Source organism: Xanthobacter autotrophicus, from assembly GCF_005871085.1.
In the GTDB taxonomy this organism is placed as follows: Bacteria; Pseudomonadota; Alphaproteobacteria; order Rhizobiales; family Xanthobacteraceae; genus Xanthobacter; species Xanthobacter autotrophicus.
In genome coordinates this window covers 1-25340 of record NZ_VAUP01000011.1, presented here as the reverse complement: position 1 = coordinate 25340, position 25340 = coordinate 1, and the positions used below count along the sequence as shown (strand labels likewise).

General features: G+C 67.1%; 24 protein-coding genes and 1 pseudogene. 9 read left to right on the top strand and 16 right to left on the bottom strand.

Annotated elements, in window-relative coordinates:
• Positions 1–2: 2 nt before the first annotated feature.
• From FBQ73_RS04060 to FBQ73_RS04015, 10 genes are all read right to left on the bottom strand, one after another.
• Positions 3–506 (bottom strand): FixH family protein, encoded by a 504-nt coding sequence (locus FBQ73_RS04060; RefSeq protein WP_138398241.1) that lies wholly within the window; start codon positions 504–506, stop codon positions 3–5.
• 32 nt (positions 507–538) lie between these two features.
• Positions 539–1996, bottom strand: a complete 1458-nt coding sequence (ccoG, locus tag FBQ73_RS04055) for a cytochrome c oxidase accessory protein CcoG (RefSeq protein ID WP_138398240.1) — start codon at positions 1994–1996, stop codon at positions 539–541.
• A 422-nt stretch (positions 1997–2418) separates the two neighbouring features.
• A complete protein-coding gene (gene ccoP, locus FBQ73_RS04050; RefSeq protein ID WP_138398239.1) occupies positions 2419–3303 on the bottom strand; it encodes a cytochrome-c oxidase, cbb3-type subunit III in 885 nt (294 codons plus the stop codon).
• 4 nt (positions 3304–3307) lie between these two features.
• Positions 3308–3469 (bottom strand): cbb3-type cytochrome c oxidase subunit 3, encoded by a 162-nt coding sequence (locus FBQ73_RS04045; RefSeq protein WP_138398238.1) that lies wholly within the window; start codon positions 3467–3469, stop codon positions 3308–3310.
• A gap of 4 nt (positions 3470–3473) precedes the next feature.
• Positions 3474–4220 (bottom strand): cytochrome-c oxidase, cbb3-type subunit II, encoded by a 747-nt coding sequence (ccoO, locus tag FBQ73_RS04040; protein ID WP_138398237.1) that lies wholly within the window; start codon positions 4218–4220, stop codon positions 3474–3476.
• A gap of 10 nt (positions 4221–4230) precedes the next feature.
• Complete coding sequence (gene ccoN / locus FBQ73_RS04035) at positions 4231–5898, bottom strand: cytochrome-c oxidase, cbb3-type subunit I (RefSeq protein WP_138398236.1); 1668 nt, start codon at positions 5896–5898, stop codon at positions 4231–4233.
• A 302-nt stretch (positions 5899–6200) separates the two neighbouring features.
• Positions 6201–7337 carry an ABC transporter permease gene (locus tag FBQ73_RS04030; RefSeq protein ID WP_138398235.1) on the bottom strand — a complete coding sequence of 379 codons (1137 nt, stop codon included), beginning with the start codon at positions 7335–7337 and terminating at the stop codon, positions 6201–6203.
• Positions 7334–8323 (bottom strand): ABC transporter ATP-binding protein, encoded by a 990-nt coding sequence (locus tag FBQ73_RS04025; RefSeq protein ID WP_138398234.1) that lies wholly within the window; start codon positions 8321–8323, stop codon positions 7334–7336. The genes FBQ73_RS04030 and FBQ73_RS04025 overlap by 4 nt, the downstream gene beginning before the upstream one ends.
• Entirely contained in the window at positions 8320–9294 is a 975-nt protein-coding gene (locus FBQ73_RS04020) for an HlyD family secretion protein (RefSeq protein ID WP_138398233.1), read from the bottom strand. The genes FBQ73_RS04025 and FBQ73_RS04020 overlap by 4 nt, the downstream gene beginning before the upstream one ends.
• Positions 9291–9890, bottom strand: coding sequence for a TetR/AcrR family transcriptional regulator (locus FBQ73_RS04015; protein ID WP_246089556.1), 600 nt, complete (start codon positions 9888–9890; stop codon positions 9291–9293). The genes FBQ73_RS04020 and FBQ73_RS04015 overlap by 4 nt, the downstream gene beginning before the upstream one ends.
• A gap of 456 nt (positions 9891–10346) precedes the next feature.
• Between FBQ73_RS04015 and FBQ73_RS04010 the strand changes: the two genes are divergently transcribed.
• Positions 10347–11015, top strand: a complete 669-nt coding sequence (locus FBQ73_RS04010; protein ID WP_138398231.1) for a transglutaminase-like cysteine peptidase — start codon at positions 10347–10349, stop codon at positions 11013–11015.
• Between the two features lie 129 nt (positions 11016–11144).
• Here FBQ73_RS04010 and FBQ73_RS04005 read toward each other — a convergent pair whose 3' ends face one another.
• Positions 11145–11675, bottom strand: a complete 531-nt coding sequence (locus FBQ73_RS04005; RefSeq protein ID WP_138398230.1) for a gamma carbonic anhydrase family protein — start codon at positions 11673–11675, stop codon at positions 11145–11147.
• Between the two features lie 138 nt (positions 11676–11813).
• Here FBQ73_RS04005 and FBQ73_RS04000 point away from each other — a divergent pair, with 138 nt between their 5' ends.
• Positions 11814–13523 (top strand): O-linked N-acetylglucosamine transferase, SPINDLY family protein, encoded by a 1710-nt coding sequence (locus tag FBQ73_RS04000; RefSeq protein WP_138398229.1) that lies wholly within the window; start codon positions 11814–11816, stop codon positions 13521–13523.
• 67 nt (positions 13524–13590) lie between these two features.
• Positions 13591–15303: an O-linked N-acetylglucosamine transferase, SPINDLY family protein gene (locus FBQ73_RS03995; protein ID WP_138398228.1), complete on the top strand. Its 1713-nt coding sequence runs from the start codon at positions 13591–13593 to the stop codon at positions 15301–15303.
• Positions 15304–15316: 13 nt separating this feature from the next.
• On the opposite strand, the gene FBQ73_RS03990 is transcribed toward FBQ73_RS03995, so the two are convergent.
• Complete coding sequence (locus tag FBQ73_RS03990; protein ID WP_138398227.1) at positions 15317–15805, bottom strand: low affinity iron permease family protein; 489 nt, start codon at positions 15803–15805, stop codon at positions 15317–15319.
• Between the two features lie 97 nt (positions 15806–15902).
• Between FBQ73_RS03990 and FBQ73_RS03985 the strand changes: the two genes are divergently transcribed.
• The 6 genes and pseudogenes from FBQ73_RS03985 to FBQ73_RS03960 form a co-directional block, all read left to right on the top strand.
• Positions 15903–16259, top strand: coding sequence for a hypothetical protein (locus FBQ73_RS03985; protein WP_138398226.1), 357 nt, complete (start codon positions 15903–15905; stop codon positions 16257–16259).
• A 92-nt stretch (positions 16260–16351) separates the two neighbouring features.
• Complete coding sequence (locus FBQ73_RS03980; protein ID WP_138398225.1) at positions 16352–17014, top strand: 5'-methylthioadenosine/S-adenosylhomocysteine nucleosidase; 663 nt, start codon at positions 16352–16354, stop codon at positions 17012–17014.
• 10 nt (positions 17015–17024) lie between these two features.
• Complete coding sequence (locus tag FBQ73_RS03975; protein ID WP_138398224.1) at positions 17025–18326, top strand: RsmB/NOP family class I SAM-dependent RNA methyltransferase; 1302 nt, start codon at positions 17025–17027, stop codon at positions 18324–18326.
• Between the two features lie 102 nt (positions 18327–18428).
• Positions 18429–18653: a hypothetical protein gene (locus tag FBQ73_RS03970; protein WP_138398223.1), complete on the top strand. Its 225-nt coding sequence runs from the start codon at positions 18429–18431 to the stop codon at positions 18651–18653.
• 113 nt (positions 18654–18766) lie between these two features.
• On the top strand, positions 18767–20341 hold the full coding sequence (guaA, locus tag FBQ73_RS03965; RefSeq protein ID WP_138398222.1) for a glutamine-hydrolyzing GMP synthase: 1575 nt from the start codon (positions 18767–18769) through the stop codon (positions 20339–20341).
• A gap of 295 nt (positions 20342–20636) precedes the next feature.
• A pseudogene (locus FBQ73_RS03960) lies at positions 20637–21122 on the top strand (tyrosine-type recombinase/integrase); the annotation flags it as partial.
• A gap of 37 nt (positions 21123–21159) precedes the next feature.
• Here FBQ73_RS03960 and FBQ73_RS03955 read toward each other — a convergent pair.
• The 4 genes from FBQ73_RS03955 to FBQ73_RS03940 all read right to left on the bottom strand — a co-directional run bounded on the left by FBQ73_RS03955 (position 21160) and on the right by FBQ73_RS03940 (position 25066).
• Positions 21160–22215: a hypothetical protein gene (locus FBQ73_RS03955; protein WP_138398221.1), complete on the bottom strand. Its 1056-nt coding sequence runs from the start codon at positions 22213–22215 to the stop codon at positions 21160–21162.
• Between the two features lie 139 nt (positions 22216–22354).
• Positions 22355–22879: a phenolic acid decarboxylase gene (locus tag FBQ73_RS03950; RefSeq protein ID WP_138398220.1), complete on the bottom strand. Its 525-nt coding sequence runs from the start codon at positions 22877–22879 to the stop codon at positions 22355–22357.
• Positions 22880–22952: 73 nt separating this feature from the next.
• Positions 22953–24434 (bottom strand): UbiD family decarboxylase, encoded by a 1482-nt coding sequence (locus FBQ73_RS03945; protein WP_170218737.1) that lies wholly within the window; start codon positions 24432–24434, stop codon positions 22953–22955.
• Positions 24434–25066 (bottom strand): UbiX family flavin prenyltransferase, encoded by a 633-nt coding sequence (locus FBQ73_RS03940; RefSeq protein ID WP_138398218.1) that lies wholly within the window; start codon positions 25064–25066, stop codon positions 24434–24436. Before FBQ73_RS03940 ends, FBQ73_RS03945 begins: the two co-directional genes overlap by 1 nt.
• Positions 25067–25340: the final 274 nt, after the last annotated feature.

Genomic DNA, 25340 nt, shown 5'->3' with positions numbered 1-25340 from the left:
GCTTACGGAAGCTGCACGCGATTTTTGGACCGGAACTGGCGCTCTCCGCCTTGCGCAAAATCAATCACCAGATCCCACTGGCCCGGTCCCGCCACCGCCGTGGCGCGGTAGCGTCCGTCGCCGATGGGCTTGAGGTCCAGGTCCACGTCATGCCGCGCGTCGGTCGGGTGGGCGAAGCGCCCGTCCGGCGTGAGCTGCGACAGGGGCGCCCCGGCGAGGTCCAGCACCCGGATGGTGACCACGCGCGCCTCGTTCCCAGGCGAGGCGAGCTCCACGTTCACGCTCCAGTGCCGGGCAACCTGCGCCTCGGCGGCGCGGTGCTCGGCCGAAAAGGCGAGACCCGCTTTGTAGGAACTTGCCGTCTCCACGCCCGCGAAGGTGGAGACGGCAAAGTGCGCCATGATGACATTGACCGCGATCACCACGCCAAAGAAGGCGAGGAGGATCAGGAGCACCGCGCGACCCGTCAGTTCGCGCGGTCCCCGGGGGACATCAGCATGGGCCATGTCGTCCCTCTCGTGTTTGCCCGGTCCGCTGCTCACGGGCCGATGAAGTGGTCATTGACCGCCGCCGTCAAGCCCGAGGCCTTGTCGCGGATGCGGAAGGTGATGGGCAGAGACGCCTGCGGCGCAAGCTTGTCGCGGGTCGTCACCAGCACGCGCACCTCGCGAGTCTGGTCCGGCCCGATGGTGAGGCCGTCGGCATTGTCGCCGACCACCTCGAGGCTGGCACCGGGCACGCCGTCCGCCGTGAGGATGAAGGTGCGCTCCTCCAGCAGCTTGTTGATCAGGCGCACCGTATAGGCATTGCGGACCGAACCGTCCGACAGCCGCACGAACAGCGGGTTGCGGTCGTGGATGGCGGCGAGGCCTTCCGTCGAGCGGCCGAGGAGCGAGGTCAGCATCAGGCCGCCCACCAGGCAGATCAGCACCGCGTAAAGGATGGTGCGGGGCCGGATGATGCGCTGGGTGAACGACTTGTGGGCAAGCCGTGCTTCGAGGTTCGCTTCGCTGTCATAGGCGATCAGTTCGCGCGGGCGGCCGATCTTGTCCATCACCGTGTTGCAGGCGTCGATACATAGCCCGCACTGGATGCAGGGCAGTTGCATGCCCTGGCGGATGTCCACACCCGTGGGACAGACGGCGACGCACTGGCCGCAATCCACGCAGTCGCCCGCCGGCTCGCCCTTTTCGCGGGCAGCCTCGGCCTTCTTCAGCGAGCCGCGCGGTTCGCCGCGATCATAGGCATAGGTGACGTTGAGCGCGTATTCGTCGGTGAGAGCGGCCTGGATGCGCGGCCATGGGCACATGTAGGTGCACACCTGCTCGCGCATGTGGCCGGCGAGCGTGTAGGTGGTGAAGGTCAGGATGCCGATGGAAATATAGGCCACGGTCGGCGCCTGGAGGGTGGCGAGGTCCTTCACCAGCGTGGGCGCGTCGGCGAAGTAGAGCACCCAGGCACCGCCGGTCCACCAGGCGATGAGCAGCCAGATGGAGTGCTTCGCCGTCTTGCGGGCGAACTTGTCCATGGTCCAGGGCGCGGCGTCAGCGCGGATGCGTTCGCGCCGGTCACCCTCGATGAAACGCTCCACCGCCATGAACAGGTCGGTCCAGACGGTCTGCGGGCACATGTAGCCGCACCACACCCGCCCGGCGACCGCGTTCATGAGGAACAGGATCAGCGCCGCCAGGATGAGCAGGCCCGCGACGTAGTAGAACTCCTGTGGCCAGATCTCGAGGAAGAAGAAGTAGAAGCGGCTGGAGGTGAAGTCGATCAGCACGGCCTGCCCCGGCGCATCGGGACCGCGGTCCCAGCGCACGAACGGCAGGAAATAATAGATGCCGAGCGTGACCGCGAGCACGATCCACTTGATGGTGCGGAACCGGCCGTGGACGCTCTGCGGATAGATCTGGCGCCGGGCCTCGTAGAGCGGAATATCGTCCGGGTCGGTCGCGGCGGCGGCCTTCTGCTCGGATTTTGTGGTCAGGGCAGTCATGGGTTGCTTGCCGAAGGTTGGCCAGCCACCTCTGGCCGGCGATGCGGGTTGAGGGCGGGCCCTCATTGGGCCGGCTCTGATCTCGGGACATCGGCCCGGACGCCGGCACAACAACATTCATAGCTTAGAATGTTTGTCCCGACTCCAGACGAAAGGTCGCGCCGTCGATTGGTCGCACGACCCCAGCCTCCCCAGCGCCCCGCGTCGGCTCCCCTCGATGCCGGCGCGTGTCCCGCTTGCTCCGGCCGGATGGAAGATGATGGCCCGAGCCAGTCGGACTGCATCTTGCCCCGCCGGCCAATCCGCCCCCAGCTGCGAAAGCGCGCGCGCCGGACCGGGCGACAGCCCAGATCCGGCGCGCTTCACGTTACAATCTGCGCGCCCGGCGAACGCGGTGCAAGCCGGGCCGCCGGACCCTCCCGTCAGCGACCGCCGCCGAGAGAGTGGACATAAACGGTCAGCGCCTTGATGGTGGTCGGCTCAAGGCGGGCGTGCCACGCCGGCATCACGTTGCCGCGGCCGTTGACGATGCCGTACTCGATGGTGGCCTTGTCCGAACCGTAGAGCCAGATGCCGTCCGTCAGGTTGGGGGCGCCCAGTTCCAGGTTGCCCTTGCCGTCTTCGCCATGGCACGCGGCGCAATTGGCAGCGAACACTTCCTTGCCCTTGGCGAAATCCGCACCGGGCTGGGCAATACCGGACAGGGTGCGCACATAGTCCGCCACCGCCGAGATTTCCGCCTTCTGCAGGATACCGTCGCGACCGAAGGCCGGCATCGATCCAGTCCGCGCCTCGGCGTCGCCGGAGCGGATGCCGTACTGGATGGTCTGCTGAATCTGCTCCAGCGAACCGCCCCACAGCCAGTCGTCGTCATTGAGGTTGGGGAAGCCTGTCGCCCCGCCGCCACCGGCGCCGTGGCACGGCGCGCAATTGTCAGCGAAGGCGACGCGTCCCTGGGCCCGGGCGAGGGTCAGCAGCGCCGGCGTCTGCTCGATCTGCTCGAGCGAGGCGTTGGCGAGCTTTGCCGCGCTTTCGGAGCGCAGCGTCTGGAGATCGGCAAGCTGCACCTGGACCGCCGTGCGCGAGTGCCAGCCGAGCAGGCCGGGCGTCGCGGCGTTGATCAGCGGCCAGGCAGGGAACAGGATCCAGTAGCCGATCGCCCAGACGATGCAGGCATACCAAACCCACAGCCACCACCGAGGAAGCGGGTTGTTCAGCTCCGAGATGCCATCCCATTCGTGACCGGTGGTCGAGACGCCGGTTGCGGCATCCACCTTGCCATGGTGGGTATCTTGAGTCGTGCTCACGGGATCAATCCTCTTTGAGCGGGATGTTGGCGGCGTCGTCGAATTCCTTCTTCCTCGTTTTCGAGGGCCAGAAGACGTAGGCGATCACCAGCAGGAAACCGAGGACGAAGAGCACGAGGCCCCAGGTCTGGGCGAAGGTCGCGAGCCAGAGATAGGTCTCGTGCATGGGATCACCTCACGTTGGCTTGGTTGTCGTAGAGCTTGAAGTCCACGAGCGTGCCGAGCATCTGGAGATAGGCGATAAGCGCGTCAGCCTCGGTGAGCTCGCCGGGATTGCCGTCGAAATCACGCGCCTGGGCCTTGGGATAGCGCTTGTCGAGACCGCTCGTGTCGCCATCGGTGGTGGACTGCGCCTTCAGGTCTTCCTGCACCTTCTCGATCATCTCGTCCGTGTACGGGACGCCGAGCAGCTTCAGGTCCTTGAGGTCGGCAGCCAGATGCTTGGTGTCGAGCTTGGTTTGGGCGAGCCAGGGATAGCTCGGCATGATGGAGGCCGGCACCACGGCGCGCGGGTTGTGGAGATGCTCGCGCTGCCACAGGTCCGAATACTTGCCGCCCACGCGGGCGAGGTCCGGGCCGGTGCGCTTGGAGCCCCACTGGAAGGGGTGGTCGTACATGCTCTCGGCCGCCAGCGAATAGTGGCCGTAGCGCTCCACCTCGTCGCGCAGCGGACGGATCTGCTGCGAGTGGCAGTTGTAGCAACCCTCGCGGACATAGATGTTGCGGCCCGCCAGTTCGAGCGGGGTGTAGGGGCGCATCCCCTCCACCTTCTCGATGGTGCTCTTCAGGTAGAAGAGCGGCGCGATTTCCACCAGGCCGCCGATCGAGATCACGATCAGGATGCCCAGCATCAGCCAGTAGGAGTGCTTTTCGAAGATCTGGTGCTTGGACCAGATGGACGTGCCTTGCGTTGCCATGAGTTCCCCCTCATTCCGCAGGCGCAAGGGCGAGCGACTGCTCGGCCGCCGCTTCGGGCATGGTGATGGTCTTCCACACGTTCCAGGCCATGATCAGGGCACCCGACAGGAACAGGATGCCGCCAATGGCGCGGATGACGTAGAGCGGGTGCATGGCCTCGACGCTCTCGATGAACGAGTATTCGAGGAAGCCGAGCTGGGTGTAGGCGCGCCACATGAGGCCCTGAAGGATACCGGCCACCCACATGGAGGAGATGTAGAGCACGATGCCGAGCGTCGAGACCCAGAAGTGCCAGTTCACAGCCTTGAGGGAGTACATTTCGCGCTTGTTCCACAGCCAGGGCACCATGCAGTAGATGGCGCCGAAGGAGATGTAGGCCACCCAGCCGAGCGCGCCGGAATGCACGTGGCCGATGGTCCATTCGGTGTAGTGGCTGAGCGAGTTGACCGCCTTCACCGACATCATCGGGCCTTCGAAGGTGGACATGCCGTAGAAGGCCACCGCCACCACCATCATTCGGATGATCGGGTCGGTGCGCAGCTTGTCCCATGCCCCCGACAGGGTCATCAGGCCGTTGATCATGCCGCCCCAAGAGGGCATCCACAGGATGATCGAGAAGGTCATGCCCAGCGTCTGCGCCCAGTCCGGCAGGGACGTGTAGTGCAGGTGATGCGGGCCGGCCCAGATGTAGATGAAGATCAGCGCCCAGAAGTGGACGATGGACAGACGGTAGGAATAGACCGGCCGCTCCGCACGCTTCGGGATGAAGTAGTACATCAGGGCGAGGAAGCCGGCGGTCAGGAAGAAGCCCACCGCGTTATGGCCGTACCACCACTGGAACATGGCATCCTGGACGCCCGACCAGAGGATATAGGACTTCGGCGAGAACACCGACACCGGCACCGAGGCGTTATTGCCGAGATGCAGTACCGCGATGGTGATGATGAAGGCGAGGTAGAACCAGTTCGCCACGTAGATGTGGGGTTCCTTGCGCTTCAGGATCGTCCCCAGGAACACCAGCAGGTACGTGACCCAGACCACGGTGAGGAACAGGTCCGCGTACCATTCCGGCTCGGCGTATTCCTTGCCCTGGGTGATGCCCAGCAGATAGCCCGTGCCGGCGATGACGATGAAGAGATTGTAGCCGAGGACCACGAACCACGGAGCAAGATCACCCACCAGGCGAGCATGGGAGGTGCGCTGGACGACGTAGAACGAGGTGCCGATCAGCACGTTGCCGCCGAAGGCGAAGATCACCGCCGACGTGTGCAGTGGACGCAGGCGACCGAAAGAGATCCAGGGCAGGTCGAAATTGACCACCGGAAAGGCCAGCTGGAGCGCGGCGATCACGCCCACCAGGAAACCCGCGATGCCCCAGACGACGGCGGCTATGGTGCAAAACTTCACCACGTCGAAATTGTAGTTGGGCTTGCCGTCGGCATTGACCTGCGGCACGGGCCCGGCCGGCCGGGCCATGTAGCGGTTGCCGATGGCGAACACCGCCGCAATGCTGGCGGCCGCGAACAAATAGGCATGGAACGCATAGGCCGGCGTGTAGGCCTTGGCCGCCACAATGATCGCGAAGAAGGCGAAGGCGGCGAAAACCACCAGCAGTCCGGCTTCGCCGAACCGCAGGGCCTTCGCCGGCGTCCGGATCGGATCTTGGATTGTTGACATCTGAAAACCCTTCGCGCCGAAGCGTAAAGATTGCACCGGGGACCTCGGCTCGCACCATCGCCTTAGGACCCTTTTTCACCTTGACACATATCAAAGAAGTGCATGCTAGGCGCGCTGCGACTGGCCGTCGCAAGTTCGCCCGTACCGGTACCCCGCGGCACCCCGGCGGGGGGTCGCGGCTGCTCAAAAAGACCAGCGCAGCTAGGTGGAACGGCCTGCGCCCCCAATTTCCAGATGCGAACTTTTCCACACAGGACGCAGCGCGAATTGCGGCGATTTCGCGTCGACATGCCGCATGTCATTTAGTCCAAGGTTTGCCGGAATCTGGCCACCGCGATGCCCATGGCCAGCAGCATGAGCGCCACCAACGCAGCGGCATCCACCCGGAGGTCGGCAAAACCCGCCCCTTTCAGCAGGATTCCCCGTACCATGCGCAGATAGTGGGTGAGCGGCAGCGCCTCGCCGATCCACTGCGCCCATAAGGGCATGCCCGAGAACGGGAACATGAAGCCCGACAGCAGGATCGACGGCAGGAAGAACATGAAGGACATCTGCACCGCCTGGAGCTGGTTTTGCGCCAGGGTGGAGAAGGTGTATCCGACCGACAGGTTGGCGGTGATGAACAGCAGCGTCGCCACCGCGAGGAAGATGGCGCTGCCCTCCAGCGGCACCCCGAACAGAATCATGCCGGAGCCGAGGATCAGGATCGCCTGCACGATGCCCACCAGCACGTACGGAATGATCTTGCCCAGCATGATCTCCACCGGGTGGATCGGCATGGACAAAAGGCTCTCCATGGTGCCGCGCTCGGTCTCCCGGGTCACCGACAGGGCGGTGTAAATCAGCATGGTCATGGTGAGGATGGTGCCGAGCAGGCCGGGCACGATGTTCAGCTGGCTGGTGCCGGCGGGGTTGTAGCGCCGGTGCTGGACGATCTCGAACGGCATGGCTCCCGCCGCATCGACAAACCGCTCGCGCACGAGGGCCGAACCCACCACCCCCGCCAGCGCAGCCAGCGCATTGGCCGAGCCCACCGGGTCGGTGGCGTCCGCCGCCACCAGCAGCTGGGGCTGGTCCCCGCGCCTGAGCGCCCGCTCGAAGCCCGCCGGAATCTCGACGAAGAACAACACCTCGCCGGCGCGGATCATATGCTCCGCCTCCTCCGCGCTCCCGGCTTCCTTCACGAAGGAAAAGAAGGCTGTGTTGCGCAAGGCGGCGAGGATGGCGCGGCTGGCGTCCGTGTTCTCGTGGGCGAACACCGCCGTGGGCAGGTGGCGGGGTGTGGTGTTGATGGCGTAGCCGAACAGGATGAGTTGCAGTAGCGGGATCATGATCATGGTGGCGAAGGTCACCCGATCGCGCCGCAGCTGGATGAATTCCTTCACGATCATGGCGCCGACGCGCCTGAGGAAGCCGACCGTGGCCGTGAGCGCGCTCATCGCAGTTCATCCTTCGAGCGGCTCATGAGGTCGATGAAAACGTCCTCCAGCGTCGGGGCATCGGCGCGGATGACGAGGCGCGCATCGCCGCGGTAGGGCGCGATCGCCGCCTCCAGCGCCACCGGGTCGCGCCCCGAGACGTGCAGCGCGGTGCCGAAGGGCGCCACCATCTCCACCCCATCGAGGGCGGACAGCTCGCGCGCAAGTCGGGTGACAAGCAACCCCGCCTCGTGGCCCACCGCGCCGGCGATCTCCACGGTGACGGTGGCAAGGCCGGCCGCCGCGATCACGCTCTGCACCGTGCCCTGGGCCAGTAGCTGGCCATAGGCGATGTACGCGATTTCGTGGCAGCGCTCTGCCTCGTCCATGTAATGGGTGGAGACCAGCACGGTGAGCCCTTCCGCCGCAAGATCATGGATCTGCGCCCAGAACTCGCGCCGCGCCTTGGGATCGACGCCGGCGGTTGGCTCGTCGAGCAGCAGCAGGTCGGGGCCGGGCAGAATGCAGGCGCCAAGGGCGAGACGCTGTTTCCAGCCGCCGGAGAGCGCGCCGGCCAGCTGCTTGCCCCGCCCTTCCAGCCCCAGCCGCTTCAGCGCGGTGCTCGCGGCCTTCTCCGGTTCAGGAACGCCGTAGACCCGCGCCACGAACTCCAGGTTCTCCCGCACCGACAGGTCCTGGTAGAGGGAGAAGCGCTGCGTCATGTAGCCCACATGCTCGCGGATGCGCCGGGCCTGGGTGAGGATATCCATGCCCAGGCAGGTGCCGCGGCCGGAATCCGGCGTCAGCAGCCCGCACAGCATGCGAATGGTGGTGGTCTTGCCCGAGCCGTTGGGGCCAAGGAAGCCGTAGATCTGTCCGCGCATGACGCGCATGGAGAGATTGTCCACCACCCGCCGGCCGCCGAAGCTCTTGCAGAGGTTCTCCACCTCGATGGCGACTTCCGGCGCGGAACGGCCGGGCGTTGGCGCCTCCGGGGCCGCAGTCACGGCGCTGCCCCGAGAGACACGTTCACGGGCTGGCCCGGTCGCGCCCTGGCGGGATCGTCGGGGCGCGCCTCCACCAGATAGACGAGCTTGGAACGCTCCTCCCGGCTGTAAATGACGGGCGGGGTATATTCGGCCTGGGTCGCGATGAAGAAGACCTTCGCTGTGGTGAGCGGGCAGCCATCGCAGGTGACGGTGACGCGGCCGCCCAGGGCGACCTTCGGCAGCTCTTGTTCCGGCACGAAGAACCGCACCTTCACCAGGCCCGGCGGCAGGATGGAGATCACCGGCCGGCCCTCCGGCACCAGTTCGCCGACGCGGTAATAGACGGTCTGCACCGTGCCGTCCGTCGGCGCCTTCAGGACGCGCCGGTCGAGCCGCACCTGCGCCGCGGCAAGGTTGGCGCGCGCGGCAGAAACCGCCTGCTCGGCGGCTTCGATATCCTGGGTGCGTGAGGCGATGCGGGCGGCGGAAATACGCTTGCGCGCCTCATCAAGGGCCGCCTGGTTCTGGTCGTACTGGTGCTGGGCCGCGTCAAGATTGGCTTGGGATGAAGCCCCCTTCGGCACCAGCGCCTTCTGGCGCTCGAGATCGACGCGGGACTGGTCGAGGGCGGCGGTGGCGCGCTGCTCGGACGCCTGAAGCACCGCGATCTCCTCCGGCCGCTGGAGCGGCGAGCGCGCATTGGCGAGCCGCGCCTCGGCCTCCTTCAGCTGGGCGGCGGCGGCGTCACGATCGGCAGTCTGGAGGTCGTCCTCCACCCGGGCGACCACCTCGCCGGGCTTGACCGCGCTACCCTCCTCCACCGCGAGCGCGCTCACGCGCCCGGGCTCGGTTGGCCCGATGAAGACGAGGTCGCCCTCCACATAGCCGGAGAAGCTGTCAGCGGGCGCAGGCGCGCAGGCAGCAAGGCCGAGCAGCGCGAAGACGGAGGCGACAGATGGGAGCGGGAGGAAGAATCGATGGGGTTTCACGTGTCTCTCCATCCGAGCCCGCGTAGCAGCAGGTCCCGGTGAGCCGAGAGGAACGCCCTCACGTCGAGCGGATCGAAGGCGCCGAACATGCCGTTCCAGACCACGGCCACGACGGCGGGGGAAATGACGAGCTGAGGAAAGCGGACCGCGATGTCGGACGTGATCTCGCCCCGGTCGAGCCCGCGCTGGGCGATGGCGCGCACGATGCCGAGGGCCCGCGACACCACCTCCCGATGGTAATAGGCGGCAAGCTCGGGAAACCGCGGCCCCTCAGCGATCATGAGCCGCACCAAAGCCTCCGCCGGGGTGCCGATGACCCGCTCGACCAGGATCGCGATGAGCAGGTCGATGAGGTCGCCGGTCGTGCCCGGAAACCGGGCGATGGCCGCATCGGCATCGGCCAGCACAGGGGCGATGTTCTGCTCCACGAGGCCGCGAAAAAGCGCTTCTTTGTCGGCGAAGTGCAGATAAAGCGTGCCCTTGGCCACGCCGGCCTCTCGGGCCACGTCGTCGAGGCGGGCGCCCGCAAAGCCGTGGCCGGCGAAAACCGTCAGCGCGGCCGCAAGGATGGCGCGCCGCCGTTCGGCCTTGTCCATGGGTGCGGCCCGCTGCCGGCGTCCCCCGGGCGCCGGGGCCAACGGCGCCGTTTGTTGCGGATCCGGGTTCGGCGGGCGCGCCACAATCGTTAACTTTCACTGACTGACCCGTCAGTCACTAACATGAATGCGGCGGCGCTCCAACGTTCTCTCCAGCGGACTTTTCACCAGCGACCTTCTGGCCTGGACGAAGTCGCCGCCCCGGACCGGACCGGACTTTTTGCGCTATTGCATTGATTGAATAAGATTTCAGCATTTCGACGTCGCCGCCAGGCGGCCCGCCGAATGCATCCGGCCGGTGCCCGCGCACCCGCCTCCCCGTGCGGTACCGACAAAAGGCCGCACCGATCAGAGGTATCTAAAAACCTGGCCCATTAAGGTTAATAGAAGGTTGACGGCGCAAATGCGGCGAGCATCGGGCATTATCATTTCATTAACCGGGTCGGATTTCCCGCCATGTCGAAGCGCATCTCGCCTCCCCGCCTCCTGTTGGCCCTCGCCGCAGCGCTCCTGTGCGCCGGGGTGAGCGCCGCCAGTGCTCAAGAGCAGCGGGCCCAGAACACGCGCTTCGCCAATCTCGCCTCCGCCTTCGCGCCCCGCCATCTCGCCGACGGCCGCGTCACCACCGCCCCTACCGGCTACGTGCGGTTCTGCGCCGACCACGCCCACGATTGCGAGGCGGCCGGTGCCGGCGTCGCGGTGATGAAGCTCGACACCCAGCGCTCGGCGGAGCTGGACCGCATCAACCGCATCGTGAATGAGGCGGTCCAGCCCGAGACCGACCTCGACCATTACGGCGAGACCGAGCGCTGGGCCTATCCCGATGACGGTCGCGGCGACTGCGAGGATTATGTGCTGGAGAAGCGCCGCCGCCTCATCAACCTGGGCTGGCCCAGCTCCGTCCTGCTCATCACCGTGGTCCGCGACCGCGAGGGCGACGGCCACGCGGTGCTCACGGTCATGACCGACAAGGGCGACCTCATCCTCGACAATCAGGAAACCGACGTTCGCGCCTGGAAGGATACCGGGTACCGCTACGTGAAGCGCCAGTCCCAGGTCGATCCCTCCACCTGGGTGTCCCTGGGCGAGACCCGCGTGCCGCCGGTGGTGGGCACCGGGCGCTGATCCCGGCGCGCCGCAAGGCACGCTTCAAGCTTCCGCCTAAGCGCCTTCGAACGCGCCACGGCGGCAAGACGGGCCGGAACCGACGCCGCGGTTCCGGCCCGTTTTCCTTTTGGGGCTCGGACCGCCTGATCAGTCGATGCGCTTCAGGCCCTTGGCGTAGCGCTGCCAATTGTGCTGGTAGTGCTCGGCGGTGCCGACGAGGCGCGCCGCCGTCGCCTCGTCGATCTGCCGCGCCACCTTGGCCGGCGCCCCGACGATGAGGGAGAAGGGCTCGAACACCTTGCCCTCGGTCACCAGCGCCTTGGAGCCGACGAGACAGCTCCCCGCGATGTTCGCACCGTTCAGCACCGTGGAGCCCATGCCGATGAGGCTGCCGTCGCCCACGATGCAGCCGTGCAGGGTCGCCATGTGGCCCACGGTCACATTGGTTCCGAGGGTGAGCGGAAAGCCGGGATCGGTGTGGAGCACGCAGTTTTCCTGGATGTTGGAGCCCTCCCCCACCACGATGGGCTCGTTGTCGCCGCGCAGCACGCTGCCGAACCAGACGCTCGCGCCTTCCTTCAGGGTCACGTTGCCGATGATCACCGCGTCCGGCGCGATCCAGTAGTGTCCCGAGGCGGGCAGGGTGGGCGCGACACCGTCGAGGGCGTAGATGGGCATGGCGGTCTCCGGTCGGGTACAGGGTCCGGTTGCGTCACTATACCGGCCCCGGCCGCCGTGCTAGCGTCGAAACACATCACGCTGGCGTAACTCGCCGGCGCAAACCGCGCGTGCGCTCAGAACCTTCCGAAGCCCTTCGTGCCGATCCCCCCGCTTTCCCCCGACCAGACCCGCCTGCTGCACGACGGCTACCAGGCCCAGGTGCGCGGCCTTCTGGACGACGCCGCCCGCCAGTATCGCAAGATCCTGAAGAAGGTGCCGGACCACCCCGACGTCATGCACCTTCTGGCCATGGTGCGGGCGCGCCAGAACCGCACCGACGAGGCCCTCGCGCTCTACCGCGCCGCCGCCGCGCTGAAGCCGCAGGACGCCAAGCTCTGGTATAATTTCGGTCTCGCCTGCACCGCCGTGGAGCGCAACAGCGAGGGCGCCGAGGCCTTCGCCCGCGCCCTGGCGCTGGATCCCTCCCTCGCCGAGGGGATCGGCATGCTGTTTTCGGCGCGCCGCTCGGTCTGCGACTGGCGGGACGACGCGCAGCTTCTGGCCGCCATCGCCCGCGCCGGGGACCCGGCCCGGCCGGAGATCCCGCCCTTCTTCACCCTGTGGCTCGACGACCCGGCGCTGCAGCTCGCGGCCGCGCGCCGTACCGTCCGCCGGCGCTGCGCCGGCATCGTTCCGACGCCCCTCCCCGCCCGGGCGCGAACGGACGGGCGCGTGCGCATCGGCTACCTGTCGGCCGACTTCCGCAACCACCCGACCACCCATCTCCTGGTCCGGCTGCTGGAAGTCCACGACCGCTCGAAATTCGAGATCACCGCCCTCTCCATCGGGCCGAACGACGCTTCCCCGGCCCGCAGGCGGGTGGAGGCGAGCGTCGACCGCTTCATCGACTGCGAGCGGGACCAGCCGGCCGAGACCGCCGCACGCGCCCGCAGCCTCGGCATCGACATCCTGGTGGATGTGATGGGCCACACCAACGGCAACCGCCTGGAGATCTTCGCCGCCCGCGCCGCTCCGGTGCAGGTGAGCTATCTCGGCTATCCGGGCACCAGCGGCGCCGATTTCATGGACTATGTGATCGCCGATCCCTTCGTCCTGCCGCTGGAAGACGCCCGCTTCTTCAGCGAGAAGGTGGTTCAGCTTCCCGATACCTACCAGCCCAACGACCCGACCCTTGCCCCCGCCACCCGCCCCGGCCGGGCTGAATGCGGCCTGCCCGACACCGGCTTCGTGTTCTGCGCTTTCAACAATACGCGCAAGCTCGATCCGGCGACCTTCGCCCTCTGGCTGCGCCTCCTCATGGAGGTGCCGGGCAGTGTGCTGTGGCTGCTCGCAGGGGAGGACGCCCGCGCCAATCTCCGGCGCGAAGCCAAAGCCACCGGCGTGGCGCCCGACCGGCTCATTTTCGCTCCGCACCGGCCGCTGCCGGAGCATTTGGCCCGCATGGCGCTGGCGGACCTGTTCCTCGACACCTTTCCCTATACCGCCCACACCACGGCCTCGGATGCGCTTCGGGTGGGGCTGCCGCTGGTAACGCGGACCGGCCGTTCCTTCGCCTCCAAGGTGGCTGGCCGCCTGATGCATCTCGCCGGTTTGGGCGATCTGATCACCGACAGCCCGGCCGCCTACGAGGCGCTGGCCCTCACCCTCGCCCGCGACCCGGAGCGGCTTGCCGCAATCCGCGGCGGGCTCGAGGACGGTGCCGCACGGGCCCGCCTGTTCGACATCCAGCGCTACCGCATCCAGATCGAGGCGGCCTATCTGGCCATGATGGAGCGCGCCCTGGCCGGCGCTGCGCCGGACCATATCGTTCTGGCACCTCCCCCTGTCGAAGGGTCCGGCGCCTGAGCGCGGCGCTATCGCCTCGGCCATCCCCATGCTAGAGGCGGGCTCCAAGGTTCAACCGCACGCAGCCATGCCAACGACGCCCCCGCCCCTGACGCCCGCACTCCAGAAGCTGCTCTACGATGGCTACCAGCACCAGCTGCGCGGCCAGTATGAGGACGCGGCCCGGCACTATCGCAAGATCCTGCGGGCGGCGCCCGACCATGTGGACGTGATGCACCTGCTCGGCATCGTCCGCGCCCGCCAGAGCCGGGAAGTCGAGGCCATCGAACTGTACAAGAAGGTGCTGGCGCGCCGGCCGGACGATGGCAAGGCCTGGTACAACCTTGCCTTGGCCCAAGGCGCCCTGAAGCAGGAGGACGATGCCCGCGCCACCATGGAGCGCGCCTTCGCCCTCGACCAGAGCCTTCCTCTGGCGGCCAATCTGCTGGTTCCCAGCCGTCGTGCGGTCTGGGACTGGCGCCACCACGATCGCCTGTTCGAGCACCTGAAGCGCGGCGTCGCGGACCCGTCGGTCCCGACCCTGCCCTTTCTGATGCTGTATGTGGACGATCCGGCCCTCCATCTGGCAGCCGCCCGCCGCAAGGTCACGGACGAGGCCCCGCCCGCCCGCCCGCGGGGCTTCGACCATGCGGACCGCCGCGCCGCCACCGGGCCGATCCGCATAGCCTATCTGTCCGCGGACTTCAGGACGCACCCCACCACTTTCCTGATCTCCAAGCTGCTGGCGCGGCACGACCGCAGCCGGTTCGAAATTACTGCCATATCGGTGGGGCCCGACGACGGCTCGGCGGACCGCCAGAGCATCGTCGATGCCGTCGACCACTTTCTTGACCGGGAGAAGGCCTCCCCGGCGGCCATCGCCGAGGAGGTCGCCGCCCTTGGCATTGATGTGTTTATCGATCTCATGGGCCACACCAGTGGCGAGCGCCTTGCCGCCTTCGCCGATCGCCCTGCACCGGTGCAGGTGAACTATCTCGGCTATCCGAGCACCAGCGGCGCGCCCTTCATGGACTATGTGATTGCCGACCCGGTGGTGCTGCCGTTTTCGGACGCGGCCTTCTACACCGAGAAGATCGTCCATCTGCCGGACTGCTACCAGCCCAACGACCCCGAGCTGCCGGTGGGCGAACGCCCGACCCGGGCCGATTGCGACCTGCCGGACGAGGCATTCGTGTTCTGCGCCTTCAATTCGGCCTGGAAGCTCGATCCGGAGGTGTTCTCCGCCTACACGCGCATCCTCAAGGCCGTGCCCGGCTCGGTCCTTTGGGTGCTGGAGAATCGAAAGAACAGCGCCGACACCCTGCGCCGCGAGGCCGAGGCGCGCGGCCTCGATCCCGCCCGCCTCGTGTTCGCGCCCATCGTCCCACTCAAGGACCATTTCGCCCGCCTCCCCCTGGCGGATCTCTTCCTCGACACCTTCCCCTACACCGCCCACACCACCGCCAGCGACATGCTCCGCATGGGCCTGCCCATGGTGACGCGCACCGGCCGCTCGTTCGCCTCGCGGGTCGCGGCCAGCATCATGACGCAGATGAATCTGGCGGACTTCATCACCACCGATGTGGAGGGCTTCGTGGCCAGGGCCGTCGCCCTCGCCAACGATCCAGCCGCCCTGGCGGAGGCGCGCGCGCGCCTTGCCGCCGCCCGCCCCACCTCGCCCCTGTTCGACATCGACCGCTATGCCCGCCACATGGAACGGGCGTTCGAGACCATGGTGGCACGCTCCCGCGCCGGTCTGCCACCCGAAGCTTTCGCCGTGGAGCCGCTGCCGCGCGGCTGAGCGCGCGGCCCGGTCAGGCCTTCGGAACGGAGGGGTCCGCCGGTGCGGGGCTCGAGGCCTCCGGTCCGGCTCCGGAATCCGAGCGCTCGCGCGCCTTGTCGGCGAGCAGGGCGTGTTCGAGGCGCAGGCGCTCCAGCGTCTCCTCGTCCAGATCCTCCAGATCCAGCAGCACTTCGCGCGGCCCGTCGAGGCGCGCGATCAGCTCGTCCAGCTTGATCTGGAGCGCCGCCGTGTCCCGGTTCTGGCTGTTCTGGATCAGGAACACCATGAGGAAGGTGACGATGGAGGTGGAGGTGTTGATGACCAGCTGCCAAGTGTCGTTGAAGCCGAACAGCGGCCCCGTCATCCCCCACACCACGATGATGGCCATGGCACCGATGAAGGTGGCGGGCTTGCCGGTGTAGCGGGCCGCCATCTGGGAGAAGCGGGTGAACAGCGGGCGCGGCGCGCGGCCCTGCTCCACCTGGCGCCGCAGCTCCTTCATCGATGCCTGTGCGACCATGACGCTTCCTCCTCGCCTCAAGGGAACGAACCGCCGCGGCCGCGGTTCCTCTTCTTGGCGACGCTTGAGCTTGCGCGTCCCCACGGCGGAGGCCCTCATGTCGGTGCAGATGATCCTTCTTCCCCTTTTCGTGCACGTCGCGCTGGTGCTCGCGGTGCTGCTGCGCGCCGTCAAGTCCACCGAGGTGACGGCCGACGGCCTGCGCGCCGGGCTCGCGGCGGTGCTGTTCTACACGCTGACCATCCTCGCCCTGTACACCCGCAAGGCGGACATCATCTTCGTGGTGCTGGCCTGGGTATTCGTGCTGCTGCGCCTGATCTCCGCCTTCCCGCACCTGCTTTCCGCCGAGGCGCGCGGGCGCATGAATTTCGGGGTCAGCTTCGACCTGGCAAGCCTTGCAGTCCTGGCGCTGATGTGGGGCCTGTTCGCCTTCGCCATCCTGCTCAACATCTGAAGGCGGCTGGTTGACAGGCGAAGCGGGGCGGTCGAGGAGTTGGACTTTGCGCTCCAGACGTTTCGCTCCAGCTTGCGCCTCAGGTGACCTTGATGACCGACCCCGCCCGCCACCTGTCTTCCATCGGCGGCCATTCCATTTTGTTTGTGATGGCCACCAGCCAGGAATACGGCCCCCATCTGAAGTCCCGCATCGATCCCCTCATCACCGGGGTGGGGCCGGTGGAGGCGGCGGTGGAGACGGCACGGGCCCTCGCCCTCCTCGCCCACCAGAACCTTCTGCCTGACCTGGTCTTCACCCTGGGCTCGGCCGGCTCGCGCAGCCTTGACCATGCGGAAGTCTACCAGGTGGCACGGGTCGCCTATCGCGACATGGATGCCTCCGCCCTGGGCTTCGAGAAGGGGCGCACCCCCTTCCTCGACGAACCGGCGGTGATCGAGCTTGCCCACCGCATCAAGGGCGTGCCGGAAGCCTCCCTTTCCACCGGCGGTGCCATCATCTCAGGCGCGGCCTATGATGCCATCGCCGAGGACATGGTGGACATGGAGAGCTTCGCCGTGCTGCGCGCCGCGCGGCGCCACGGCCTGCCCATGATCGGCCTGCGCGGCATCAGCGACGGCAAGGCCGAGCTGACCGGCTATGGCGACTGGACCGAATATCTCCACGTGATCGACGAGAAGCTGGGCTCAGCCCTCGACCTCTTCGCCCGGCAGCTGGAGGCGGAAGGCCTTCAGCCCGCCCCCGCGCGCCCCTGACGGATAGACCATGATCCCCGCCGCCCGTATCTCCGCCGCCATCGAGGTCCTCACCGACCTCACCACCCGCCGCCGGCCCGCTGCCGACGCACTGAAGGACTGGGGCCTCTCCCACCGCTTCGCCGGCTCCGGCGACCGCGCCGCCATCGCCGGCATCGTCTATGACACCCTGCGCCGGCGCGCCTCCGCGGCCCACGTGATGGGCTCCGAGGAGCCGCGGGCGCTGGTGCTGGGCATGCTGGTGCTGATGCGGGCGCTGGATGGCGAGGCCATCGCGGCGCTGGCGGACGGCTCCCGATTCGCCCCGGCGCCCCTGACCGAGGACGAGCGCGCCCGCCTCGCCGACCCGAGCATCAAGGGCGCGCCGCCCTTCGTGCGCGGCGACTATCCCCAGTGGCTCCACGCCTCCCTGCGCCACGTGTTCGGCGAGGACGTGGTGGCGGAAGGCGCGGCGCTGGCCACCCGCGCGCCGCTGGACCTGCGCGTCAACACCCTGAAGGGCGAACCGGAGGCGGTGCGCGCCGAACTCTCCCATCTCAACCCGGCACCCGGCCGCTTCTCGCCTCTCGCCCTGCGCATCCTGCTGGATTCCGAGGGCAAGGCCCCGCCCGTCTCCGCCGAGCCCGCCTTCCTGCGGGGCGAGGTGGAGGTGCAGGACGAGGGCTCGCAGCTCGCCGCTATCCTCGCCCGCCCGGTGCCCGGATCGCAGGTGCTGGACCTGTGCGCGGGCGCCGGCGGCAAGACGCTGGAATTTGCCGCCCTCATGGACAACAAGGGCCAGCTCTACGCCCACGACAGCGACATCCGTCGTCTGAAGCCCATGCACGAGCGCCTCGCCCGCGCCGGCGTGCGCAATGTGCAGGTGCGCAGCCCGCGCGGCGCCGAGGACGTGCTCCACGACCTCGAAGGCCACATGGACCTCGTTCTGGTGGACGCCCCTTGCACCGGCACCGGCACCTGGCGCCGCAACCCGGACGCCAAATGGCGGGTGCGCCCCGGTGCCCTCGCCCAGCGCACATCCGAGCAGGCCAAGATTTTGGAGGAAGCCGCCCATTATGTGCGCCCCGGCGGCCGGCTCGCTTATGTCACCTGCTCCCTGCTGGACGAGGAGAACGGCGCCCAGGTGCGCGCCCTGCTCTCCAAGCGGGAGGATTTCCACGTGGTGCCGCCCAACGAGACGGTGCTCTCGCTGGGCGCGCAGGGGGCCGCCCTTGCGGATGCCGCCCTCACCAGCCGCGAGGGCATCCTGATGACCCCCCGCCGCACCGGCACGGACGGCTTCTTCGTGAGCGTGATGAAGCGGGCGGGGTGAGGCCCGCGACACCGAAATGAACCTTCAGCGCAAGCGGAGCGTTATGGCTGCGATCAGGCTGGCGCGCGCGTCCGCCTCCCGGCTCACGAGAAAGAACCCGCCATGGGCATCATCCGACTGCTGCTGATCGCCGTGCTTGTCGTCGGCGGCTACTGGGCCTTCTACGTCTACGCCTCCGGCGAGCCCTATGACGAGATCGGCACCGCCATCAATTCCAGGCTTCCCACCGATGCCCGCGCCTTCAGCTGCGCCGAGCTGAAGCGCCGCCACGGAGCCACAGCCGCAAAGCCGCCGGCCGGGTGCGAGCCGTACTGGACGGCCCTCTGAGCAGGCCTCACCCGGCGCAAGGCCGACCTGCGCCGGCCTTGACTTTTTAAATGGCCGCTTTGCCGCTAAAGGAGGGCGCAACATTTCCTCCTTCGCGCGCAAGGTGCCCCTTCATGTCCTCCCCCGCTTTGGATACTGCCGCCCAGGAAACCATCCTCATCATCGACTTCGGCAGCCAGGTGACCCAGCTCATCGCCCGGCGGGTGCGTGAGGAGGGCGTCTATTCCGAGGTGGTGCCGTTCCAGAAGGCGGCGGAAGCGTTCCGTGCCATGAAGCCGAAGGCGGTCATCCTGTCCGGCGGCCCGGCTTCCGTCCCGGATGGCGACAGCCCCCGCGCGCCGCAGGAGGTGTTCGAGGCCGGCATCCCCGTGCTCGGCATCTGCTATGGCCAGATGACCATGGCCGAACAGCTGGGCGGGCAGGTGGAAAGCGGCCACCATCGCGAATTCGGGCGCGCCACCCTGCAGGTGGAGGCCACATCCGACCTGTTCGATGGCCTGTGGCACCCCGGCGAGGGCCACACGGTGTGGATGAGCCACGGCGATCGCATCACCGCCCTGCCCCCCGGCTTCAAGGTGATGGGCACGTCGGCCAATGCCCCCTTCGCCGCCATCGAGGACGAAGCGCGGCGCTTCTACGGCCTCATGTTCCACCCCGAGGTGGTGCACACCCCGGACGGCGCACGCCTGCTCTCCAATTTCGTGCGCAAGGTGGCGAAGCTCGAGGGCGCCTGGACCATGGGCGCCTTCCGCGAGCGCGCCATCGCCCGCATCCGCGAGCAGGTGGGCACGGGCCGCGTCATCTGCGGCCTGTCCGGCGGCGTGGATTCGTCCGTTGCGGCGGTGCTCATCCATGAGGCCATCGGCGACCAGCTCACCTGCGTGTTCGTGGACCACGGCCTGATGCGCCAGGCGGAGGCCGACGAGGTCGTCTCGCTGTTCCGCGGCCACTACAACATCCCGCTGGTGCATGTGGACGCCTCCGAGCTGTTCCTGAAGGAACTGGAGGGCGTCGAGGACCCCGAGGCCAAGCGCAAGACCATCGGCCGGCTGTTCATCGACGTGTTCGATGCCGAGGCCAGGAAGGTGGGCGGTGCCGATTTCCTCGCCCAGGGCACGCTCTATCCCGACGTGATCGAGAGCGTCTCGTTTGCCGGCGGCCCCTCGGTGACCATCAAGAGCCACCACAACGTGGGCGGGCTGCCCGAGCGCATGAACATGAAGCTGGTGGAACCCCTGCGCGACCTGTTCAAGGACGAGGTGCGCGCGCTCGGCCGGGAGCTGGGCCTGCCCGAGAGCTTCGTGGGCCGCCACCCCTTCCCCGGCCCCGGCCTCGCCATTCGCTGCCCGGGCGCCATCACCCGCGAGAAGCTCGACATCCTGCGCAAGGCCGACGCCATCTATCTGGAAGAGATCCGCTATGCCGGGCTCTACGACGTGATCTGGCAGGCCTTCGCCGTGCTGCTGCCGGTGCGCACCGTGGGCGTGATGGGCGACGGCCGCACCTACGACCACGTCCTCGCCCTGCGCGCGGTGACCTCCGTGGACGGCATGACCGCCGACTTCTACCCCTTCGACATGGGCTTCCTCGGCCGCACCGCGACCCGCATCATCAACGAGGTGAAGGGCGTCAACCGCGTAGTCTACGACGTCACCAGCAAGCCCCCGGGGACCATCGAGTGGGAGTGATTCAGGCCCATCCGAACGCCGCCGATTTTGCGCTGTGATACGACATAACGCACTGTAAATAAAAATAAATTACTCCTATGCCTATCGACATCTATCGGTGGGCATAGATCGCGTTCGGCGGCCTCGCTGACGGGCCTTGCCCCCCATTGATCAACCGGAAAAACGAAAGTACCGTCAGGAGCAATGAGGCTCATGACGGTACTTTTTTCGATATAAGACGCTGAAGTATAAGCATTTTCTACGCCATCGGCCTCCAAAGACCGCGTGACGGTACTTTTCCGCGAGGAGACCCGAAATGTTGACCGATGCAGAACTTAAGTGTCTGAAATCAAAAGATAAAATGTACAAGGTATCTGATCGTGACGGCATGTATGTGCGCGTCGCACCGTCGGGCGCCATCTCGTTCAGGCTCGACTATCGGCTGAACGGCAGGCGGGAAACCGTCTATCTCGGTAGGTATGCCCGTGACGGGATATCGCTCGCCAGGGCCCGCGAGTTATGCATCGACGCGCGCCGGGCAATCGCCGAGGGGCGGTCCCCCGCCATCGAGAAGCAGCGGGAGAAGCGCCGGATCAAGGAAGCAAAGAGCTTCGGCGAATTCGGTGAGAAATGGCTGACCAATGCGACCATGGCCGACAGCACGCGCGCGATGCGTCGCTCTATCTTCGAGCGCGAGCTCATGCCCGTCTGGCGGAATCGTCTACTGACAGAGATCACGCCGGACGACCTTCGCGCTCACTGCGGCAAGATCGTCGAACGGGGTGCCCCTGCCACCGCCATGCCGCTCGCACAATTAGAGAGGACTGATGAGCGATTTTTCAGTCCATAAGATGTGAGATCTCACCTGCAACGTCTGCGGCGGTTTGCCTGAGGAACTTCAACGTCTGCACGGTTCTCCTCGCACCATTCTCTCCCAGGAAGAACATGTGGTTGCCCGGCAGCGTCGCGCTCAGCCGCTGGGCGGCGTGCCCGACATGCTCGACCAGCAACGCCCATGTCTCGGGGGGAAGCGCGGCGAGCTTGTCTGGCTGCGAGAAAACGAGACCTTCGCAAAGCTGCTGGGTGATGTAGACGCCCCATGTGGAGCGATCCGTGAGAGCGTGCCGGGCGTCGATCGCGGAGGCGTGTGTCATCAAAGCGAGCGGCGGAAAGGCGCGGTAGCGCGCGGTGCCGACCTCACGCGCGTCTCCGGCCGGGTCGGGAACGAAAGCTCCGTCTCTGTAGCGCATTGCCGATGCGGCCAGCCCGACCGGGAAATCACCGGTCATCTCGCGTGTGAATGCGTCGGCATCGAGCACCACGTGGCCGGCAGCCGCGTTCTGATCCGTGAGGCAGTGGAGCAGCCAGTCGAGGTAGGCTCCCTTGACCCCAGCGAGGCCACTCGCCGCCGGCTTCAGGTGGTCGAGGCCAGGCAGGGTATGGGGAAGCGCCGATGCCGCCGCCATCGCGACGAAGAGTTCGATGCCCTTTCCCTTTCGTCGCAGCGCCGCATGAAGCGGCTCGGCAATGCGCCCCGCCATGCTCCAGCCGAGCACGATGGCGTTGGCCGGCAGGCCATTGCGGTCCATGTAGCGGGCGATGATCTCGGCGCTCTGCTCCGCCCAGTCGGTGACCGAAAACTGTGGGAATGCGGTGTCGAACACCCCCCTGCTGTCGATGGGATAGGACAGGACCAGCGACGGGAAGCCTTCCTCATGCAGCCAGTGGCACAGGAAGTCGGCAGCCCTTCCCCCGGGCGGTCCGTAGGCGATGCGGCCGAGCACCCCTCCGCCTGTCACGAACACCACGACGGGGAGGCCCTCGCGCCCCGGTTCGAACCGCACCAGAGCCGGATAGCCGGCCGCCGCGGTCAATTCCTCGCCCGGATAGAGCATTGGGGATCTCGTCTGTGCTTCCGCCGGAGCGCGCCATGTCGCGGCCAAGGCTACGCCGAGCATCGCGACTTGACGACGATTAAGGTCCCGGATCACCACCTTCGAATGCCTCCGTGTTGCATCCGGCCGCGGGAGCCCATTAGCCCACATTGCGACGCGTAGCATAGCCCGGAGGCAGATCCTCGGGGGCGCAGGCGATCACGCTCTCGTCGTCCCGGCCGCACTCTTCCACGAAGGTGATATCGGCGAATTCGTCGACGAGAAGGGTCGGATAGGTCGGCCCCGCGTCGCGATACTGGCGCATTAGGTCGATTTTCTCGTTCTGGAAGCCGATAATCTTCTTCGGTTCCTGTTCGATCCAGCGGGGGAAGAAGGTGGCGCCGTGGGCGCGGTTCTCGTTGAAATTGTAGGCGACACTCACGCAGGTGCCGGTCGGCTCGTGCCAGGAGACCTTGTACACGCCGTCGGCCAGGCGGACGATGTGGACCTCCTGGCCCTTGACCCAGCGCCCGCCGACCATGCCGCCATGGACGCGGTAGTCGATGGTGCGGTCGTTCTTGAAGTACATCTCATACTGCCAGCCGTTGGCATAGGTATAGATGATGTGTTTGCCCACGAAGCCGGCGATCTCCGACGGATGGGTGGATTCGAATGCGTCGGTCATGGTTTTCCTCTCTCCGGCGCCGGGTGATGATGCCCGGACCGCCGGCTGTTGACGTGGGGTGGATGGGCGACGCTTATTTGAAACCGTACTCGCTCCAGCGCCGACGCACGCGGTCGACGATCTCCGCCGGATAGCCGTGGCGGAACGATGCCCGCATCGGCAGGGCTTCGCCCCATTCGTCCGGGGCAAGGCAGTTGTAGACGATCTTGCCGGTATGGCCCGAGACCTTCTCGCTCCCGCGGAGATAGGCCAGCATCGGCGCTCCCTCGACATCGTCGAACACAACATGGCCGAGCAAGGGATGGCAGCGCGTGGCGAAGGCCCAGACCAGTTCCTTCAAGTCGGTCGGATCGACGTCGTCATTCAGCACGATCACCTTGGGGATCACCGCTCCCGCCTTGCTCGCGAAAACCGTCTGACCGATGCGCCGGCAGAGCGCCTCGCTCTCGCTGACGCCGCTGCGACGGCGCCAATCACGGGGAACCGTGACCACCAGCCAGTGCAGCGCCGACTGCAATGGGATCCAGGCCGTGGTGGCCGGAATGCCGGCCGTGCGCAGCTCGTACAGAAGCTGTGCCGAGCTGGGCAGGCCCCAGGCGGTGTGGTTCTCTTCCGCCGGCTCACCGGCGACCACCACAGGCAGGATGGCGTTGTCACGATGGCTGATGGCGGAGACCCGGTAGGTGGGCCGGCGCGTCTGCGTATCGAGAGGGATGTAGCCGGCGAACTCGCCCATGGGGCCTTCCTCGACCAATTCGTCGAGATGGAGGTGCCCTTCGATCAGGATCTCTGCGCTGGCGGGAGCTTCAAGATCGACCGTCCTGCACTGCACGGTCCTGACGGCGCGCCCCAGCAGCGCGCCGAGGCGCCCGCCCTCATCGACTTGGGCGGGAAGCGGCATGCCGCAGATGAAGGGAATGGCAGGCTCGACCCCGAGCGCCAGCGCGAACGGCATCGGCCTGCCCAGATCCGCCCAGGCCTTCGCCACCATCCCTAGGTGCTGCTGCGGCGCCACGATCCCCGAGAGACGCTTGCCGTCGATGACCATCATTCGGGCGATGGACCAGTTGGTCCAGGTTCCGTCCGGCGTGCGAGCGACGATGCAGCCGAAGGTGTTGAGATAGCGCCCGCCGTCCCCGTAGTGCAGCAGCGGCACGGGAAGCGCGGTGAGGTCCACCGCGGCGCCGGTGACGGTGTTCTCGAAGACCGGCGCATCGTCCACGACCACCGGGTCGATGGCGAGCCTGTCGAGGCTCGCGGCAATGACCTCGGCGATCACAAGGCCGCCCGTGGTCGGCGGCAGCTCCAGCGCGACGGCAACGCGAACGAGCTCCATGCCGGACTGCGCGCTGGTACCGCCCGGAGCACCAAGAATGCGGAAACCACCGGGGTGGTCCGAGAAGCTCTTGAACAGGGGGGCCGGCGCCCCGGTCTCAATGCAGCGCCGGATGATGGCACCGAGCTCCAGATCGAGGGCGACCGGCGCGTCGATCTCCTGGATCTCCCCGAGGGCGCGCAGAGCCTCGACATAAAGGCGCAGGTCGGTGAGGGGCATCAGGCGTCTCCCCTGGCGCGCACGTCGTCGGGAGGAACTGCTTCCGGCTGGCCGCCCCATCGATTGAACAGGCCTGCGTCGAGGTCGTACAGATCGAGCACGCGCCCGACGGTGTGGTTCACCATCTCGTCCAGCGAAGCCGGCCGGTCATAGAACGCCGGCACCGGCGGGAAGACGATGGCGCCGTTCTCGGTGGCCTGTGCCATGGCGCGGATGTGCCCGGCATGCAGGGGCGTCTCACGGAACATGAGGACCACCCGGCGACGCTCCTTCAGGCAGACGTCGGCCGCGCGGGTGAGCAAGCCGTCGGTGTTGCCGGTGGCGATAGCGGACAGGCTCCTCACCGAACAGGGCGCGACGATCATGCCCATAGTGCGGAACGAGCCTGAGGCGATGGCGGCGCCGACGTCGGCATCCAGATAATTGAAGTCCGCCATGGCGCGGACGTCGCGCACCTTCAGCTCGGTTTCGTAGGCGAGGGTGCGCTCGCCCGGCTTCGACATGACGAGGTGGGTCTCTATGTCGAGGCGCCGCAGCACCTGCAGGATGCGCAGCCCGAAGATGATCCCGGTGGCGCCGCTGATGCCGACGATCATGCGCCGGCGCGGCGCAGGGGTGACGTGCTGTTGCATGGCGTGCATCCGGTCCCGGTTCGATTGAACGGAGCCTAGCCAGCCGGGCCAGAGGCCTCATCGTCAGAACTGTCTATGCGGGAAACGAAGCGACCGACGGGCCGGCGGAAGATCCTTCAGCGCAGCTGCGGCACGAGCGCCCCGAGCGTCGCCATGGTGCGCTCGAAGTCGCGCAAATTCTCCGCTTCCGACTTGCCCAGGATCGAGCGGATCTGGCTGCGGACGGTCATGAGCGAGACCCCGCGTCCGCGCGCCACGTCCTCGGCGCTGGCGC